This is a genomic window from Streptomyces sp. WM6378, assembly GCF_001279695.1.
Classification (GTDB): Bacteria; Actinomycetota; Actinomycetes; order Streptomycetales; family Streptomycetaceae; genus Streptomyces.
Genome location: NZ_LGDD01000106.1, coordinates 1 through 18,295 on the forward strand (window position 1 = coordinate 1; position 18,295 = coordinate 18,295).

General features: G+C 69.1%; 10 protein-coding genes. 6 read left to right on the forward strand and 4 right to left on the reverse strand.

Annotated features, from left to right (window positions below):
- Nucleotides 1-35 precede the first annotated feature (35 nt).
- The 4 genes from ADK54_RS11400 (at nt 36) to pglZ (ending at nt 7,469) form a co-directional block, all read left to right on the forward strand.
- Nucleotides 36-227: a hypothetical protein gene (locus ADK54_RS11400; protein ID WP_053725530.1), complete on the forward strand. Its 192-nt coding sequence runs from the start codon at nt 36-38 to the stop codon at nt 225-227.
- A complete protein-coding gene (locus ADK54_RS11405; protein ID WP_053725462.1) occupies nt 224-487 on the forward strand; it encodes a hypothetical protein in 264 nt (87 codons plus the stop codon). Before ADK54_RS11400 ends, ADK54_RS11405 begins: the two co-directional genes overlap by 4 nt.
- Before the next feature lie 185 nt (nt 488-672).
- The gene (gene pglY, locus ADK54_RS11410; RefSeq protein ID WP_053725463.1) at nt 673-4,569 is read left to right on the forward strand and encodes a BREX-2 system ATPase PglY; all 3,897 of its coding nucleotides are present in this window, start codon (nt 673-675) and stop codon (nt 4,567-4,569) included.
- The gene (gene pglZ, locus ADK54_RS11415) at nt 4,566-7,469 is read left to right on the forward strand and encodes a BREX-2 system phosphatase PglZ (protein ID WP_053725464.1); all 2,904 of its coding nucleotides are present in this window, start codon (nt 4,566-4,568) and stop codon (nt 7,467-7,469) included. The genes pglY and pglZ overlap by 4 nt, the downstream gene beginning before the upstream one ends.
- Nucleotides 7,470-7,478: 9 nt before the next feature.
- Here the strand turns inward: pglZ and ADK54_RS11420 are convergent, their stop codons facing one another.
- Nucleotides 7,479-8,525, reverse strand: coding sequence for a CBS domain-containing protein (locus ADK54_RS11420; RefSeq protein WP_053725465.1), 1,047 nt, complete (start codon nt 8,523-8,525; stop codon nt 7,479-7,481).
- Nucleotides 8,522-10,345, reverse strand: a complete 1,824-nt coding sequence (locus ADK54_RS11425) for a DUF262 domain-containing protein (protein WP_053725531.1) — start codon at nt 10,343-10,345, stop codon at nt 8,522-8,524. The genes ADK54_RS11420 and ADK54_RS11425 overlap by 4 nt, the downstream gene beginning before the upstream one ends.
- 148 nt (nt 10,346-10,493) lie before the next feature.
- Between ADK54_RS11425 and brxD the strand changes: the two genes are divergently transcribed.
- Both brxD and ADK54_RS11435 read left to right on the forward strand, forming a co-directional pair.
- A complete protein-coding gene (brxD, locus tag ADK54_RS11430) occupies nt 10,494-11,828 on the forward strand; it encodes a BREX system ATP-binding protein BrxD (protein ID WP_053725466.1) in 1,335 nt (444 codons plus the stop codon).
- Nucleotides 11,828-14,041, forward strand: a complete 2,214-nt coding sequence (locus ADK54_RS11435; protein WP_053725467.1) for a DEAD/DEAH box helicase — start codon at nt 11,828-11,830, stop codon at nt 14,039-14,041. The genes brxD and ADK54_RS11435 overlap by 1 nt, the downstream gene beginning before the upstream one ends.
- A 595-nt stretch (nt 14,042-14,636) precedes the next feature.
- Here the strand turns inward: ADK54_RS11435 and ADK54_RS11440 are convergent.
- A complete protein-coding gene (locus ADK54_RS11440) occupies nt 14,637-15,977 on the reverse strand; it encodes a class I SAM-dependent RNA methyltransferase (RefSeq protein ID WP_053725468.1) in 1,341 nt (446 codons plus the stop codon).
- Nucleotides 15,978-16,167: 190 nt separating this feature from the next.
- Nucleotides 16,168-18,213, reverse strand: coding sequence for an APC family permease (locus ADK54_RS11445; RefSeq protein ID WP_053725469.1), 2,046 nt, complete (start codon nt 18,211-18,213; stop codon nt 16,168-16,170).
- Nucleotides 18,214-18,295 lie beyond the last annotated feature (82 nt).

The following is an 18,295-nucleotide window of genomic DNA, read 5'->3' on the forward strand; positions in this document are numbered from 1 at the left end:
CCCACCACCCCTCCACCACCGCCCCCCAGCGCAAGATCAAGGAAGCCCTGGACGCCCGTGATGCCCTCGCCACCGCGCTCACCCGGGCCGGCATCCAGTTGCCCGCCATGGACGTCCGTTCCCCATATCCCGACGAGACCCGCTACGCCCTCGTCCACCTCGGACTCTGCTCCGCGCCCGTGGCACACGCCCTCGCGGAAGTGATCACCCGGGGCGCCTCCCGGTGACGGTCGACGACGGCTCCCACTCCAGCCCCGGAACCCGGCCCAGTCCCACCATCGGCGACACCGTCCGGGACACCCGCCGCAACCGCTTCGGCATCGTCACCGACCGCATCGGCCCCTACCTCCGGCTCCGCCCCCTCACCGGCGGCCGGGCATGGGAAGCTGCATCGGAAGACACCGAGCCGGTCAGCGAGCCCGAAGCCCTTCGTGCGCGCCTCGCGGAAGTGAACGCCCGGAGCAGCAAGCCCTGTCCCGGTGGCTGAAGCGGCCTGCCGGGTCCGTGACCGCCGTTCGCTGTCAGTGGTCGCCGCCATCCTGCTCTATGGGATGTTTCCGCACATCAGGCCCGTAACCAGCGCCGATGCCGGACAATGTCCCGGGGGACTTCCTCCCGGTACCGGCACGGACTGCGACGGCGTACGCCGTCAGAAGGTGAGCGAGACGCGCAATGGCCCAGCAGCCGCCCCTCCTCCGCGATGTGATCAACATCAAGGAGTCGATCTCCACGTCCGACTTCGTCCTGCAGCTCTCCGAGGCCACCACCCCCGAAGGTGCCAAGGCCGCGCTCAAGGACTACGTCGTCACGGAACGGCTGCTGGAAAACTTCGACGAGGCTCTCGGGCTCATCAAGGCCTCCCTCGACGGGCACACCTCCAAGGCCGCGTACCTCCATGGATCCTTCGGTTCCGGTAAGTCGCACTTCATGGCCGTCCTGCACGCCCTCCTCAGCGGCAGCCCCGCCGCCCACGACCGCGCCGACTTCGACACCGTGCTCACCAAGCACGAGTGGCTCACCACCGACGGCAAGAAGTTCCTCCTCGTCCCCTACCACATGCTCGGCGCGAAGGCCCTGGAGCAGCGGGTCCTCGGGACGTACGTGAGCCACGTCAAGAAGCTCCACCCCGAGGCAGCGACCCCCCGGGTCTACCGCACCGACTCCCTCTTCGCCGACATCCACGCCATGCGCGAGCGGATGGGCGACGAGGCCGTCATCAAGGGACTCGCCACCATCGGCGGAGAGGCCGACGAGGACGACGAGTGGGGCGAGTCCTTCGCCTGGACCCCCACCCTCCTCGACACCGCGCTCGCCGCTGAGGAGATCCACGAGGCCGGGTACGCGCTCAACCTCGTCGCCCCCTCCACCCCCGTCGAGCTGCGCGCCCGCCTGGTTCAGGACGCCAGCACCAACCTGCTGCCCGGCTTCACACAGAACGCGCACGAGAACGAGCACGGCTTCATCTCGCTCGACGCCGGCCTGTCCGTGATCGCCGAGCACGCGAAGTCCATCGGCTACGACGGCCTCATCCTCTTCCTCGACGAGCTGATCCTGTGGCTGGCCACCCTCATCCACGACCAGAAGTTCGTGGGCCGCGAGGCCGGCAAAATCACCAACTTCGTGGAGGGTGCCGACGCCCGCCGGGCCATCCCGATCGTGTCCTTCATCGCCCGCCAGCGCGATCTGCGCGAGCTGGTCGGCGAGGAGCTGTCCGGGGCCGCCGAGTCCTCCATCCAGGACACCCTCAACCAGGCATCCGGCCGGTTCGACAAGATCACGCTCGAGGACCGCAACCTCCCCCAGGTCGCGCACGCCCGCCTGCTCCAGCCCAAGGACACCGAGGCCGCCGGCCTCATCACCACCGAGTTCGAGAAGACCCGTAAGGTCCGCCAGGAAGTCTGGGACACCCTCCTCGGCTCCGACCGCGGGGCCGACGGCGTCGGGGCCGACGAGGAGAGCTTCCGGCTCACCTATCCCTTCTCCCCCGCCTTCATGGACACCCTCGTCCACGTCTCCTCCGCGCTCCAGCGCAACCGCACCGGTATGAAGCTGATGGGCCAGCTCCTCGCCGACCACCGTCACGAGCTGCGCCTGGGCGACCTGATCCCGGTCGGCGACCTGTACCCGCTGATCACCGCGGGCGGCGACAAGCCGTTCACCGACAGCCTCAAGGTCGTCTTCGAGGCCGCCGACAAGCTGTACCGGACCAAGCTCCGCCCGTTCCTCCTCGCCACGTACAACGTGTCGGAGGAGGACGTCGAGCAGTACACGCAGCGCCCCGCCAGCATCACCGACGAGGAGCTGCGCGGCCGGGTGAAGACCTTCGTCGGCGACAACCGGATCGTCGGGACCCTGCTGCTCTCCGCGCTCGCGCCGAGCGTCCCAGCCCTCGCCGACCTGACGATCCGTCGCCTGTCCGCGCTCAACTACGGCTCGGTCGTCGCCCCGATCCCCGGCCGCGAGTACGGGATCCTCGGCAGCAAGGTCGACGACTGGGCGGGGCGCTTCCCGGAGATCAAGGTGACCGGGCCCAAGGGCAACCAGGTCGTCCGCCTGGAACTCTCCGGCGTCGACGTCGACTCGGTCATCGCCAACGCCAACGTCAACAACAACCCGGGCAACCGGCAGGCCCTCGCCAAGCGGCTGCTGACCGAGGAGCTCGACGTCGCGCACGGCAAGCTGACCGAGGAGGTGCAGTTCGTCTGGCGCGGCACCGACCGCGCCATCGAGGTGATCTTCGGAAACCTCGCGGACGAGGACGATCTCCCCGACCACGACCTGGTGCCCCGCGAGGAGGGACGCTGGCGCCTCGCCATCGACCTTCCCTTCGACGACGGGGAGTACGGGCCCGTCGAGGACGCCAACCGCATCCGGCGCCTGCGCGAGAAGCAGCAGGACGAGCGGTCGCGCACCGTCGCCTGGCTGCCCACCCACCTCTCCAGCCAGCGGTTCGCGGACTTCTGCCGGCTCGTCGTCATCGACAAGGCCCTGGCCGACGACCAGCGCTTCGACAGCCAGTACGCCGGCCATCTGAACGCCGACAACCGGGCCCGCGCCAAGGGGCTCCTGGAGAGCCAGCGCGAAACGCTCCTCACCACCGTCAAGGCGGCCTTCAAGCAGGCGTACGGACTCGCCGAGAAGAAGCCTGCCGACGTGGAACTGGGCTTCGGCGACCACCTGGAGTCCTTGCGTGAGGTCGAGGGGCTCACCCTCGCCTTCGGGCAGACGCTGCGCGACGGCGTCCGCCACATCGCGGGCAAGCTGCTCGCGAGCCAGTTCCCGGAGCACCCGGAGCTCGACCCGGAGAACACCGGGACGGTCGTCAAGGCAGCCGACGCGAAGAAGGTCTTCGGGCACGTCCGGGCCGCCGCCGAGGCGCGCGATCACCGGACCGAGGTTCCGGCCGGAGACCGGGCGCTCATGCGGCGGATCGTCGGTCCGATGCGCCTCGGGCAGCAGAAGGAGGCGTACTTCGAGCTGTCGACGTTCTGGGCCGATCACTTCCGCCAGCTCGCCCGCGACAAGGGTGTCACCAGCGATCTGACCTTGATCACGCTCACCGACTGGATCGACAAGCCGTCTCCTCGAGGACTGCCCGACTTCCTCGCCCGGCTCGTCGTGGCTGCCTTCGCCGAGATGGACGACCGGGTCTGGGTGCGCGAGGGCATGCCCCTCGACCCGGCCCCGGAGCTGACGCAGATCAAGGACCGCGACGCCCTGCGCAGCCAGCCCCTGCCCTCCCCCGAGGACTGGGAGACGACCCGGCAGCGCTTTGCCGCCGTCTTCGGACGGCCGGCGCCGACGATCCTGCGCGGCCGCATCGTCAACCAGTTCGCCCGGCAGATCACCGACCAGGCCCGTGCCGCACAGGAGTTCGCTGCCGAACTGCTCCAGCGGCTGGAGGCGCACGCCGGTTTCCTGCACCTCGACCAGACCGGCGATACGGGTCGCCTCGCGCTCGCCCGGCAGGCCGTGGAACTGCTGAAGGCCGTGACCGCCGCGTCGGGTCAGGGCGCCGCCGGTGCGAAGAAGACGGTGGAGGCCCTCGCCCGGTTCGACCTCGGGCAGCCGAGCGCCGAGCAGTACGGCACGTCCATCGCCCAGGCGCGCAAGGTCGCCGAAGCGCTCGCCGCCGCGTCCTGGAGCACCCTGGAGCTGGCTTCGGCCGAGGGCCCCGAAGGCGAGGCCCTGCTCGACTCCCTGCGCAATGTGGCCCGCAGCGAGCAGCAGCGGACGGACAAGCTGGAGGAGGCCCTCGTACGCACCCAGCGCGAGGTCCTGGCTCTGATGAAGCGGAACCGCGCAGTCGCCCCGCCCGCGCCGCCCGTATCTCCCAGCCCCGCCCCGGGCCCCTCCGACGTCTCTCTGAACACGAGCACCAGCGATCCCCGTATCCCGTTCGACCCCCAGCAGAAGTCCTCTGCCTCGGGGCAGAAGCACCGCACGAGCGGCGCCCGTACGACCACGGCCTCCCGCGCGGTGGCCGAGCTCCAGGCGGAGCTGGCCGAGCTGGCCGCGGCGGAGCCCGGTGCCACCGTGGAGATCGTCTGGCGGGTCGTCGGCGGATGAGTATCGCCTCCACCACGGTCGCCGTACGGCTGAACCTCGCGACCGTCACCCAGTACCTGTCGTCCCAGAGCTCCCTCACCACCTCGCTGGCCGGGAGCGGTCGGCGCCGTGCCGTGCTGCTGCGCTCGGCGCCCCAGTGGGACGGCCCGGCCGCGCCCGCATGGGGGGACGGGCTGAGCGCGCGCATCGCGCCCGCGCCCTCGCCGCTCGCCGTGCACGAGCTGCTGCTCGACCACCTCGACGGCAAGACGGCTGGACCGCCGGTACTCGTCGTCCTGACCGACCGCGAGCAGAATGAGCTCGACCCGGCCATCCTCGCGCGCGCACACAAGAAGCGCATCGACACCGTCGACAGCTGGGACGTGGTCCGCGACGCGTTCCGCGCCCAGCAGGTCGACCCCCGGCTCAAGGAATCCAACTGGGCCGCGGAAGCCCTCCTCGACGCCACCCCGCCGAAGGGAGGAGGCTGGCCGCCGGTCGCCGGAGGCATGCTCTCCCGGCGCACCGCCCTGTCCTCCCTGGCCCTGCGCCGGCTCCGGCTGGGAAGGTACGCCAGCGAGGCGCAGACCCCGGGCCGGGCGCCGGTGAGTGACGCCCTGGACCCCCATGCCCTGTTCGCCTGGTCCCTGACTGCGGGCGGCCCCGAGCTCATGCTGGAGTTGCGGCGGCCCGAGCGGGACGGACTGGCCGCGTTCCTGGGGGAAGAGGATCAGGCCGGACCCGCCGGGCGGGCGCTGCTCGCGCTCGTCGCGGCCGATCATGGCGCGGACGCGGTGGCCTTCGGTCTCGTCTGTGCCGCGCTGTGGGTCCACTGTGCGCCGGACGCCGTGTCCTACCGGGCCCGGGGGCGGGCCGAGCGGTGGTTCGGCGAGCAGCCGCTCGCCAAGGGCGACGAGCTCGACCTGCTCGTGTCCCGGTTCGCAGTGGCCACCGAGGAATACGTCGGCTCGCTGCTGACGTCCGCGGCCCGCGCCGACAGCGGGGACTCGGAGACCTCGCGTGAGGCCCGGCGGCTGAGCGACACCGTCCTGGACCGCGCTTCCGTACTGGTCCGCCAGTTCGGTGCGGAGGATGCCGCCGAGACCAGCGCACTGCTCGCGGCAGGGCTCGAGGCACGCTTCGCGGCCGTGGGCCGGGCGCTGGCCGACGGGCAGCCCCGCGCCGTCTCTGACGCTGTACGCGCTCTCGGTGAGCACAAGCGTGCCGACGGCCCGGAAGCACTGGCACGGGTGGAACGGGCCCGGATGGCCCAGCGGCTGGCCCAGTGGCTGGCCGGTGACCCGGCCGGCACCTCGGACACCGTGGCCGACGCCCTCCAACGGCACACCGCCGAGACCGGGTGGGTGGACAGCGCCCTCGAACACATCGAAGCGGGCGGCGATCCGGCCCCCGTGCTGAAGGCGGCGTACGACACACTCGGCGAACAGGTGCGCCGCAAGCGGCACGAGATCGACGGCGCCTTCGCGCGCGCCTTGGCCATCTGGACCTCCGCCGGCACCGGGCCGGGCTCGATGCTGACGGTGGAGACCTTCCTCGACCGGGTCGTGAAGCCGGTCGTACGCCGGGGCACCGACCGCCGCGTCCTCCTGCTGGTCCTTGACGGGATGAGCTCGGCGATCGCCGGCGAGCTGGCTGAGGAGCTGCGCGCCTCCTGGGCCGAGTTCGATCCTCTGGACGAGGGCGCCCCACGCCGCCGCGCGATGGCCGCCGCTCTGCCCACGCTGACCACGGTCTGTCGTACGTCGTTGTTCGCGGGAAGGCTGACGAAGGGCACTCAGGCCGACGAGAAGAAGCTCTTCCCCACCCACGCCTTCTGGGACGGAACGCCCGCCGCGGTCTTCCACAAGGACGAGCTGCGCGCCGAGGGCTCCGGCGATACCTTCGGGCCCGCCCTCACCGAGGCCCTCGGTGACGGGCGCACCCATGTCGCCGTGGTCCTCAACACCATCGATGACCGCCTCGCCAAGGAGCAGAAGCTCGGTGACGGCGCCTGGCACCTCGATGAAATAGGGCGGCTGCGCGATCTGCTGCGGGTGGCCGCCGCCCAGGGAATGGCAGTGATCCTGACCAGCGACCACGGCCACGTGGTGGACCGGCGCGACGTCAAGGTGAATGCCGCGGCCCCGGATTCGGCACGGCACCGCGCCCCCGGCGGACCCCTGGCGGAGGCGGAGGTCGTGCTGTCGGGCCCCCGTGTGGTCTGGCCCGAGGCGGACGGCTCGATCGTCGCTCTGTGGGATGCGGACTCGCGCTACACCACCCTCAAGGCGGGCTACCACGGAGGCGCATCTCTGAGGGAATTCACCATCCCCGTGCTCGCCTTCCTGCCCTTCGGCGCGACGCCGCCCGAGAGCTGGCGCGAGCTGGGCGACCAGCGCCCGGCGTGGTGGTTCCTGGAGAAAGCACAGCAGCCGCCGGTTCGTCCCGCCGCCCAGTCCCCCGCCTCGCCCGCTCTGCCGGAGAAGCAGAGCCGGCAGAAGCCGACGAAGGCACAGGCCGAACTGGCGCAGACGCACGACTCACTCTTCGACGTCGCTCTGGTTCCGGCGGCCGAACACGAGGGGGTCATCGTCACGCCCGTTCTGGTCGCGCCCGACGATGCTCTGATCACGGCGCTGCTCGTGTCCGATGCCTTCAAGGATCAGGTCGGGCTGCTGGCTCGCAAGCCTCCCCTGGACAAGCTGGAGAAGGCGATCCGGGCACTCCTGGAGGCCGGAGGCACCCTGCCCGTGACTGCTGTGGCGCAGCGCGTCGACTACCCGGCCACCCGTGCGGACGGCTTTGCCGCGGTACTGCGGCAAGTCCTCAACTACGACGGCGTGCAGGTCCTGCAGACCCTGCCGGACGGACGGACGCTCCGCCTCGACAGGAGTCTCTTGCAGTTGCAGTTCGGGGTGTGAAGCGGTGACTCAGCCGGCGTAGTCCCGCAGCAAGGTGGTGAAGGCGGTCAGCTCCCGCATCGACTCGAGGGGCAAAGGCTCCGCATCGAAGTGAGCGATGCGGTTCCGAACGTCCTTCACACGTTGCAGATGGCGGACGAACTGGCCGCGGTCCAGGGATTCACACTGGAGCGCGGCCCAGTTGAGGTCCGCCTGCTGGGCCATGGCCTGCTTCTTCTGCTCCCCGTTGAGGAGATAGACGTAGTCGCCGAACGTCAGGTCCTCGACCCTGCCCGAGCGGTGCTCTTCCTTCTTGTTCGTCTGGACCGCCTTGACCGCCTCCTCGGTGAGCCTGGCTCCCAGCCACCGGCGCAGGAGGGATTCGATCTCTCCGAGCAGGAAGAAGGGGCGGGCCGCGCTCTCGAAGCGGCCGACCACGTGCGCCTGCGTCACGATGCCGGACAGACTCCCGTCCTCACCTCGGATCAGAAGGTAGCCGTGCTCCGACAGCATCGGCAGGCAGGCGAAGAACTCCTGCCTCGTATCGGCAACGGGGAGCGACTCCTGCTGCATCGCGTTCTCCAGGCTGCTTTCCTTGCCCCGCTCGTACATGAGAGCCAGGGAACGCCAGGTGATCACGCCGTGGAGCGTCGTCATGCCCGTCGTGACGGGTATCTGCGCGTAGCCCCGCTGGCGCATCAAGTACGTCGCCTGGGACAGCCCCGCCGTGAGGGACACACAATGCACCCCGCCGCGGGCGGACGGCAGGTCACCGATCCGGAGCCGCTGCGGCAGCACGGCCGACGGAAGCGGATCCCGCTCCGCCTCGTCGGCTTCGTCAGCTTCGGGCGTGGCCTGCACCGCCGTGGCGAAGGCGACGATCTGGACACGGGCACCCGGAGCACAGTTGGCGAAGTCCGGAAGGGTGGCGAGCCCCGCGTCAGTCAGTGCCTGCTCGATCTCGTGCACGTTCCACGGCCTGCGCACCCGCACGCCGAACAGGTCCAGCAGTTCCCCGAGGGGCACCTCGGTGCCCTTGAGCGCGAGAAGCTCCTCGGTGCTCGGCTTCTGGTTCACTTGACCGCCTTGCCGTCGGTCATGTCACGCAGGATCGTCCGCTTGCCCATGGCCGCGTACACCATGTCCTCGAGCTGCTTGGCCCGTGCCGCGTAGAACGCCTCGTAGTCGTTGTTCCTCAGGAAATACGGATCGATCAGATGCGTCGCGATGACGTCGTCGAACCACTCCCGGCGCATATCGGAGGCAGCGGCGAGTGAGTCGATATAGGCAGCAGGCGCACCGGTGAGGGCCTGAGCCGCACGCAGGGACAGCGGTGTCTTGTTGACGATGGAGTTGGCAGGGGAGGTCTTGACCCCGTCGTACTGCCGGCGCACCCAGGCCCGGGGGAAGATGTGCCGGACGTCCACGCCGTACTCGTCCATCAGGGCGGGCTTCAGCGGCGTCTCCGTGTGGTGCCAGTCCACAGCGCCCTGCTTGATCAGCAGCGCATAGATTCCCTTGTAGGCAGCGCTGTTCCGCGTGGTGAGCGTGTCCAGCCGCTCCGGGAAGAAGTAGGCGTCGGTGACGGTCTCCGGGGCGGTGCCTTCACGCCGGACCCATGCCACCAGCTGTTCGACGTCCCGCGTGAAGCGGGTTTCGGTGGAGCCGCCGTACATCTCACCGAGCACACCGCACCAGTACCACTGCGTGATCATGTCTTCGGCACCGAGCGTGTCGGTCGCCTCCCCGAGGATGGCCCTGACCGCGGCGAGAGGCACCAGCTGGGTGCGGTACGGCAGCTCGGCGGCGCGCACGATGCACTGCCTCTCGAGAAAGGCGCCGGCCCAGGCGAACGCCTTGGCAAGCCTCGGCGCGAGGGACTCGAAGTCCGCGAGGGGCAGCTCGAGGAGGTCGCGGCGCTTGCAGGAGACCCCGGTGCCCAGCCCGTCCTGCTTCCGGGACCACGTGCGCACCAGTGCCACGGCCTGGAGGAAGTCGCTGCTGCTCAGTCCGTTGTCGACGCCCACCTCGAACCGTCCGAACACTGGATAGCGGCCGGCCAGGTCCTCCTTGATCGCCCGCCAGACCTGAGGCAGCTGGTAATAGTCGTCGGTCCGCTCGCGGTAGCCCCGGTCACCGGCGTAAGTCGCCGTCAGGAGCTCGAAGACGTTGAGGGCCACTCCCCCCGTGTTCACCCGCTCGAAGACCGCGCACACGGCGTCCATGGACGTGGAGGCAGCCAGCTTGATCATGGGTACCTGGAAGGAGCGTACGGGCTCGAGGACCTGCTCCTCGAAGCGGCTCCATCGGTCGAAATGACCGTCGTCCATCTTCTCGTACGCGCGTCGCCAGGCGTTTACCTTCGCGGTGTCGAAGACGATGCTCAGGGGGAAGAGTCCTGCAGCGCACTCGCCGTCCGCCGTGGTCAGGTCATGAACGATGTTCCGGGCGAAGTTGGACCGCTGGACCTTGTCCTCGGGTACGGACACGATGGCCTCGTCGCGGTCCGCGGGCGAGCCGATGGCGTTCTTGATGTCCACGTAGTACCAGCGCCTGACCGAGTTGCCACGCGCGTCGGTGGTCTCGACGGGGCTGTCCTGGAACAGAGCCTGGAACAACGAGGTGAGACGCTGCTGTCCGTCGAGGAGCAGCAAGCTGGGCGTCACCTCCTCCGCCACCTGCGCGCCGGTGAGTGCACGGGCGCGGAAGGGTGAGTCACCCCCCGTCTCCAGCGTCATCACCACACCCAGGGGGTAATCGAGCGTCACCGTCGCAACAATGGCGCGAATTCGATCGTCATCCCACTTCCAGTCCCGCTGGAAGTCGGGCAGTTGAAGGGAGCCTGACGCCACATCTGCCAAGAGCGCCTTGAGTTTCACATTATCGAGTCCGGCCACGTGCTTGTTCCCCACCCTCACAGTGCTGCGCTTTCTTCACGCGAGCGGCGATTAGACCAATCACGCGACATGCAGGTCAACGAGACCGACTGCACAAGAGTCGACTTCGGCCAACCGCCGTGCGCCGCCGGAATGGGAGACTGGTGGCGTGAGTACCGCTGCTTCCTCCCGCCCCTCCCCCGCCAGCGCGGCCCGTCGTCGTGCAGTGATCGACGCTCTGCGCCGTGGCGCCGTTCCCGAAAGCGGGCTCGACCTCCTGGCTACTGGCCTGAACAGGTTCGAGGCAGCACTCGATGACGAGCTCGACGCGGTCGCCTCCGGATCGTCGGTGTTCAAGGCCGTCCGCGGGGAGTACGGGTCAGGCAAGACCTTCTTCACCCGATGGCTGGGTGAACGGGCCAAGCGGAGGGGCTTCGCGTTGGCTGAGATCCAGATCTCCGAGACGGAGACCCCGCTCCACAAGCTGGAGACCGTATACCGGCGCCTCACCGAGCGGCTGGCCACCGCGAGCTTTCCCCCGAGCGCGCTCCGGCCCGTCGTGGACTCATGGTTCTACACCCTGCAGGAGGATGCCCTCGCGGACGGCGCCGACGAGGAGGGGCTCCCGCAGGCGGTCGAGCAGCTACTGACGGCGCGATTGGCCGAGGTGTCCCGGCACGCGCCCTCGTTCGCCACGGCACTGCGCGGCTACAAGTCGGCCCTCGCCGGGGGCGACGAGGCGACTGCAGCGGCCGTCCTCGCCTGGCTGGGCGGCCAGCCACATGTGGCTGCGGCAGCCCGGCGCTCCGCCGGAGTCCGCGGCGACCTCGATCACTTCGGTGCCTTCGGCTTCCTGCAGGGCCTCCTGACCGTGTTGCGTGACTCCGGACACAATGGTCTGTTCGTCGTCCTGGACGAGGTAGAGACCCTGCAGCGAGTCCGTTCGGATGCACGGGACAAGGCGTTGAACGCCCTTCGGCAGCTCATCGACGAGGTTCACTCCGGCCGGTTCCCCGGCCTCTATCTCCTGATCACCGGAACTCCGGCGTTCTACGACGGACAGCAGGGGGTTCAGCGGCTCGCTCCTCTCGCCCAGCGCCTCGCCACCGATTTCACCACCGACCCTCGCTTCGACAATCCGCGTGCGGTGCAAGTCCGGCTGCCGGGCTTCACCCAGGAGTCTCTGGTAGGCCTCGGAGTGACCATCCGCAACCTCTATGCGCAGGGTGCCTCTTCGCCGGACCGCGTGAAGTCACTCGCCAACGATGCGTACGTTGCCGACCTCGCCCGGGCGGTGGGCGGAGCCCTCGGAGGGAAGGCAGGTGTGGCGCCACGGCTGTTCCTCAAGAAGCTGGTCGGTGACGTCCTGGACCGTATCGACCAGTTCGAGGACTTCGACCCCTGTCAGCACTACCGGCTGACCGTGACGAGCAGCGAACTCACGGACGTGGAGCGTAATCACGCGGCATCCGGATCAGCCGACGACATCGACCTGGACGTGTGATGAGCCGAGACGAGTCCGGGGATGCCTGGTCCTCCCACACCACCACCCAACGATCCGGCGCGGACCCCGTCGACCGGCTCGATCCCGTAGTCCTCCACCATGTCGTGAACACGCTGGGCTGGCCTGACCTGCGCCCTCTACAGCGGGCCTCGATCGATCCCCTCATGGACGGCGAAGACGCCGTGCTGCTCGCGCCCACTGCGGGTGGCAAGACCGAGGCAGCATGCCTGCCCATTCTTTCGGCCATGTCCCGCGAGCGCTGGTCCGGAACGTCCGTTCTCTACCTTTGCCCGCTCAAAGCACTCCTCAACAACCTGGTGACCCGCGTCGACTCCTACGCTCAATGGCTCGGCCGCAGGGCCGAGCTGTGGCACGGAGACACCAAGGAGTCCCAGCGCAGGCGCATCCGTACGGATTCACCCGACATCCTCCTCACCACGCCCGAGTCACTGGAGGCCATGCTCATCGGGGTGAAGACCGACCACGCCCATCTTCTGGGCGGGGTCCGGGCGGTCGTGGTGGACGAGGTGCACGCGTTCGCGGGCGACGATCGCGGCTGGCACCTGCTCGCCGTGCTGGAACGTCTGGAGCAGGTAACAGGACGCCCCATCCAGCGGATCGGTCTTTCCGCAACCGTCGGGAATCCGGAGCAGCTCCTCACCTGGCTCCAAGGTTCCGGTGCGGGCAAACGCCCGGGCCGGGTCGTCGCCCCGGACCTCGCACTCTCGCCCGCTGCCGACCCGACCGTGGCCGCCACAAACGGCAACCTCCGGCCGCCGGGCGAGGTGGAGCTGGACTACGTGGGCTCCCTCGACAACGCGTCCAAGTTGATCGCAACTCTGCACAGGGGTGAGAAGCGGTTGGTGTTCTGCGAGTCCAGACGACAGGTGGAGGTACTGGGAGCCGCTCTACGAGCACGCGAAGTGACGGTGTTCCTCTCGCACGCCTCGCTGTCGGCCGAAGAAAGAGCCCGATCGGAGCAGGCCTTCGCGGAGGCACGCGACTGCGTCATCGTCTCCACCTCCACACTGGAGCTGGGCATCGATGTGGGCGACTTGGACCGCGTCATCCAGATCGACTCGCCCCGCACCGTGGCGTCCTTCCTCCAGCGCATCGGCCGTACAGGGCGGCGCTCGGGGACCACGCGCAACTGCCTGTTCCTCGCCACCACCAAGGACACCCTGCTACAGGCCGCCGCTCTCCTGCTGCTCTGGGGCCGCGGCTGGGTCGAGCCGGTGATCCCTCCGCCACAGCCGCGCCACCTCGTAGCACAACAGCTGCTCGCCGCCACGCTCCAACAGCACCGCATCGGCAACCGGACGTGGGCAGGAATGTGGAACGGGCTGGCCCCGTTCGACGGATCGGCGGCTCCCATCCTGCGACACCTGGTGGACGAAGGGTTCCTCGACGAGGACGGCAGCATGCTCTTCATCGGTCCCGAGGCGGAGCGGCGATTCGGCCGGCGGCACTTCATCGAACTGACCGCTTCCTTCACTGCTCCCCCGCAGTTCACGGTGCTATCCGGTCGTACCGAGATCGGGCAGACCGACCCTTCCGTGTTGACGGAGGAGCGGCCGGGCCCGCGCCGGTTGCTGCTCGGCGGACGCAGCTGGCAGGTGACGTTCATCGACTGGGGACGCAAACGGGCCTTCGTCGAGCCTGCCGATGGTGGCGGCGTCGCCAAGTGGACGGGCGGGTCGCTCGCCGGCCTCTCGTACGCCTTGGCCCGCTCGATGCGCGACGTACTTCTCGGAGCAGACCCCCTGGTTTCTCTCACCCGTCGGGCCGAGGCGTGCCTGACCGAGTGGCGCGAGGACGAATCTCCTCAAATCACCCACGCTGACGGCTCCCTGATCACCCGACTCGGAACGGATGTGCGGTGGTGGACATGGGCCGGTTACCGAGCGAACGCGACACTCGCTGCCACGCTTCCGTCGATCAGCGACCCAGTTCAACGGCCGACGGACTGCTACGTGCGGCTACGAGAAGACCTGACAGCCGGCATGTGGCGAATGGCTCGTTTGGATGCTGACAACGGAAGCGTCCTGGTGCTACCTGATGTCGATCGCCGGGCGGTACACGGCCTGAAGTTCTCCGCAGCGCTCCCCCAGCGCCTTGCGGTGGCCACCGTTGCCGCGCGGCTGGCAGACTTCGACGGAGCGCGCACGACACTGCAAGGTCCAGTCCGTTTCCATACCGGATCCCTCACGTGAGACGACGGCAGGCCTTGATACTGGCGGCGGCGTCTGACGTCGTCAGTGCCACCGTTTGGCATTCGTCAGCCGCAAAGCACCACACCGTCGAGGTGGCGTCTCAGGATGTCGTGCCCTGCTTGCCTCCTCAGGCAGAGACGGGACTTCGCCCAGGTGGGCAAGGCCCCGAAGAGCCGTAGGGCACGGACAAAGAGATCGGGGTCAGCAACGATTCGGCGGCGCCTCGCCTCGGAGCACGAGCCCCATGGACCACGATGCCATCCACTGCCCAGTCTCGAACGGCTTGCACAGGTCGGGCAGTGACTCACCTACTTAGGCGTTCGGAACAGCAAAGGGCTACTTACCTACCAACCCCACCCCCATCACATCGGCCCGGCCGCGTGCTTGGACGTGGCCGGGCCGATGTGATGGGGCTTCAGAACGTGCGTCATTCGAGCGTCAGAAGTTTGAGGAGCGCCCGACCACCGCTACCAACGACCGTGGCCCTCCGCACTGAAACCGCAGGTCAAGCAGTCCTCGTAAGCTCGAGCAGGCCTTCACGCGTTGCGTACACGGAAACCGGTCGAACAGCCGAAGAATTCCGAGAAACCGCAGGTCAGGCGCCCTTCGCCACCGGCTCCAGGATCGCCACGCACTCCACATGATGCGTCATCGGAAACAGATCAAACGCCCGCAGCGTCCGCGCCCTGTACCCCGCCTCCGCGAAGTACGCCAGGTCGCGGGCCAGGGCTGCCGGGTCGCAGGCCACGTAGGCGATGCGGCGGGCGCCCAGGGCTGCCAGGTGCTTGACCGTCTGCTTGCCGGCGCCCGCGCGGGGCGGGTCCAGGACGATCAGGTCGGCTTCGGTGATCTTGGTGCGGGGCAGGACCTGCTCGACCTTGCCCTGCTCGATGCGGACCCGGGGCAGGTCGGCCAGGTTGTGGCGGGCGTCCTCGACGGCTCGCTTGGAGGACTCGATGCCGAGGACGGCGCCGGTCTCGCCGACGCGCTCCGCGATCGCACCCGCGAACAGGCCGACGCCGCAGTACAGGTCGAGCGCCATCTCGCCCTTGCGCGGCATCAGGCCCTGCATCACGGCCTTCACCAGCGTGTCCGGCGCCTGCGGGTGGACCTGCCAGAAGCCGCCCATGCCGACCCGGTAGGTGCGGCCGTCCGCGCGCTCGCGGACGAAGGCCCGGCCGTGGACGCGGTGGACTCCGCCGTCCTTCTCCTCGACCCGGAGGACCGAGACCGGCTTGTCCAGTTCGACCAGGGGGAGGCGGCCGCCCGGCCGGGGGGTCAGGACGACCTGGCGGTCGTGCGAGCCCGACGCCGCGATCGCCTCGACCGACGCCAACTGCGGCCACTCGCGCTTCTCGATGCCCAGTTCCGACACGCCCGTCGAGGCGATCATGCAGTGGTCGACCGGCTCGACGTCGTGCGAGCGGTGCTTGCGCAGGCCCGCGCGGCCCTCGTCGTCGATCGCGTACTGGACGCGGGTGCGCCACGCCGGGACCTGGCCCGCGGGCAGCTTGTCGCCCTCGGCGGGCATGACCGTCCCGTCCCAGCCGGCCTCCTCGGGGGTCAGGCCCGCGAGCCGCTGGAGCTGCTCGGCGACGACCTCGCCCTTGAGGCGGCGCTGGGCGCCGGGCTTGGCGTGCTGCCAGTCGCAGCCGCCGCACTTGCCGGGTCCGGCGAAGGGACAGGGGGCCTCGACCCGGTCCTTGGACGCCTCGATGATCCGCACCGCGTCGGCACGCAGGAAGCGCGAGTCCTCCTCGCCCTCGGTGACACGGGCGACGATCTTCTCGCCGGGCAGGGCGTGGCGTACGAACAGGACGCGGCCCTCGGCGGTGCGGGCGATGCAGTGGCCACCGTGCGCGACGGGGCCGACCTCGACCTCGTACTCCTCCCCGACCAGCGACGACAGCGACGGCTCGGGTGCGTTCTGCTGCATGGGTGGGTGACTCCAGAGGTGAGGGGAAAGACGGCGGCGGCCGGGTGAACAGCCCACCAGTCTACGTGGGTGTCGCCCGGCCGCCCGCCACAGGCACGGCTCGGCTCCCGCGCGGGTGTCTCACCGACCCCCGCCACGGTCACCGCCGGTTCCACGCGGACGTCTCCCCGACGCCCGCGACCGGTATCGGTCAGCTCTTGTTGCTCGGCTCCTTGGGCCGGGACACGGGACCGCGGCGCACCGAGCCCGGCGCGTTCCAGTCGGCCCGCCTGCGGGCCCGCTTCTTGGCGGCCTCGGAGGACTCCAGCTGGTAAGGGACGGAGGTCACCATGACGCCGGGGGTGAAAAGGAGGCGGCCCTTGAGCCGCAGCGCGCTCTGGTTGTGCAGCAGGTGCTCGTACCAGTGGCCCACCACGTACTCGGGGATGTACACGCTGACCGCATCGCGCGGGCTGTCCCGGCGCAGGCCCTTGACGTACTCGATGACCGGCCGGGTCACCTCGCGGTACGGCGAGTCGATGATCTTCAACGGTACGTCGATGCCGCGCCGCTCCCACTCGTCCTTGAGCGCCTTCGTCTCGGCCGCATCCACACTGACGCTGAGCGCCTCCAACTGGTTGGAGTGCAGCAGCTTGGCGTAGGCGAGGGCGCGCAGCGTCGGCTTGTGGAGCTTGGAGACCAGGACGACGGAGTGCACGCGCGAGGGGCGTACGTACTCGTCGGGGCGCTCCTCGGCGGCGGCGATCTCCTCCGCGACCTTGTCGTAGTGCTTGCGGATCGCGGTCATCGTTCCGTAGAAGATCACCATGCCGAGCAGTGCGACCCAGGCGCCGTGGGTGAACTTCGTCGCGAGGACCACCACGAGCACCAGGCCCGTGAAGAACGCGCCGAACGCGTTGATCGCGCGCGAGCGGATCATGCGGCGGCGCTTGGCGGGGTCGTTCTCGGTGGCCAGGTGGCGGTTCCAGTGGCGGACCATGCCGGTCTGGCTGAGCGTGAAGGACACGAAGACGCCGACGATGTACAGCTGGATCAGCCGGGTCGAGTCCGCCCCGTAGATCACGACGAGCAGGACTGCCGCGCCGGCCAGCAGCACGATGCCGTTGGAGAACGCGAGGCGGTCGCCGCGGGTGTGCAGCTGGCGGGGCAGGTAGCGGTCCTGGGCGAGGATCGAGCCGAGCAGCGGGAAGCCGTTGTACGCGGTGTTCGCGGCGAGGAACAGGACCAGCGCGGTGGCCGCGGCGAGCACGATGAACAGGAAGCTGCCGTTGCCGAAGACGGCCTCGGCCACCTGGGAGATCACCGGGTTCTGGACGTATCCGGAGCCGAGCGGGGTGCCGTTGTGCAGCAGGTCCTCGCCGGGCTTCTCGGCCATCCGTACGTGGGTGCTCATGGCCAGCGCGATGATGCCGCAGAACATGGTGACGGCCAGGCCGCCCATCAGGGCCAGCGTGCTCGCGGCGTTCTTCGACTTGGGCTTGCGGAAGGCAGGGACGCCGTTGCTGATGGCCTCGACGCCGGTGAGCGCGGCGCAGCCGGAGGAGAAGGCGCGAAGGAGCAGGAAGACGAGGGCGAAGCCGGCCAGGCCCTGGTGCTCGGCGCGGACCGTGTAGTCGGCGGTGGGCGCCTTCATGGTGTCGCCCATGACCAGGCCCCGGTAGGCGCCCCAGGCGATCATGATGAAGACGCCGGCGACGAAGACGTACGTCGGGATCGCGAAGAGCTTGCCCGACTCCTTCACACCGCGCAGGTTCATCAGTGTGAGCAGCACGATCACGGCGACGGCGCACAGCACCTTGTGCTCGACGACGAAGGGGATCGCGGAGCCGAGGTTCTCGATGCCGGAGGCGATCGAGACGGCCACGGTCAGCACGTAGTCGACGAGCAGGGCGGAGGCGACGGTGAGTCCGGCCTTGGGACCGAGGTTGGTGGTGGCGACCTCGTAGTCGCCGCCGCCGCTCGGGTAGGCGTGCACGTTCTGCCGGTAGGAGGCGACCACGGTGAACATCAGCACCACGACCGCGACCGCGATCCAGGGGCTGAAGTGGTACGCCGACACACCCGCCACGGAGAGCACCAGGAGCACTTCTCCGGGAGCGTACGCAACGGACGAGAGCGGGTCGGAGGCAAAGACGGGGAGTGCGATGCGCTTGGGGAGGAGCGTTTCTCCCAGCTTGTCGCTTCGCAGCGCCCGGCCGATCAGGATCCGTTTGGGCACGTCGGTCAGTTTGGACACGCAGAGGATCGTAAGCGTTGCGTATGAATAAGGCCTACCCGGCTCCCGTCCACGGCTTTGCGCGATAGGGGCACTGAGTGAG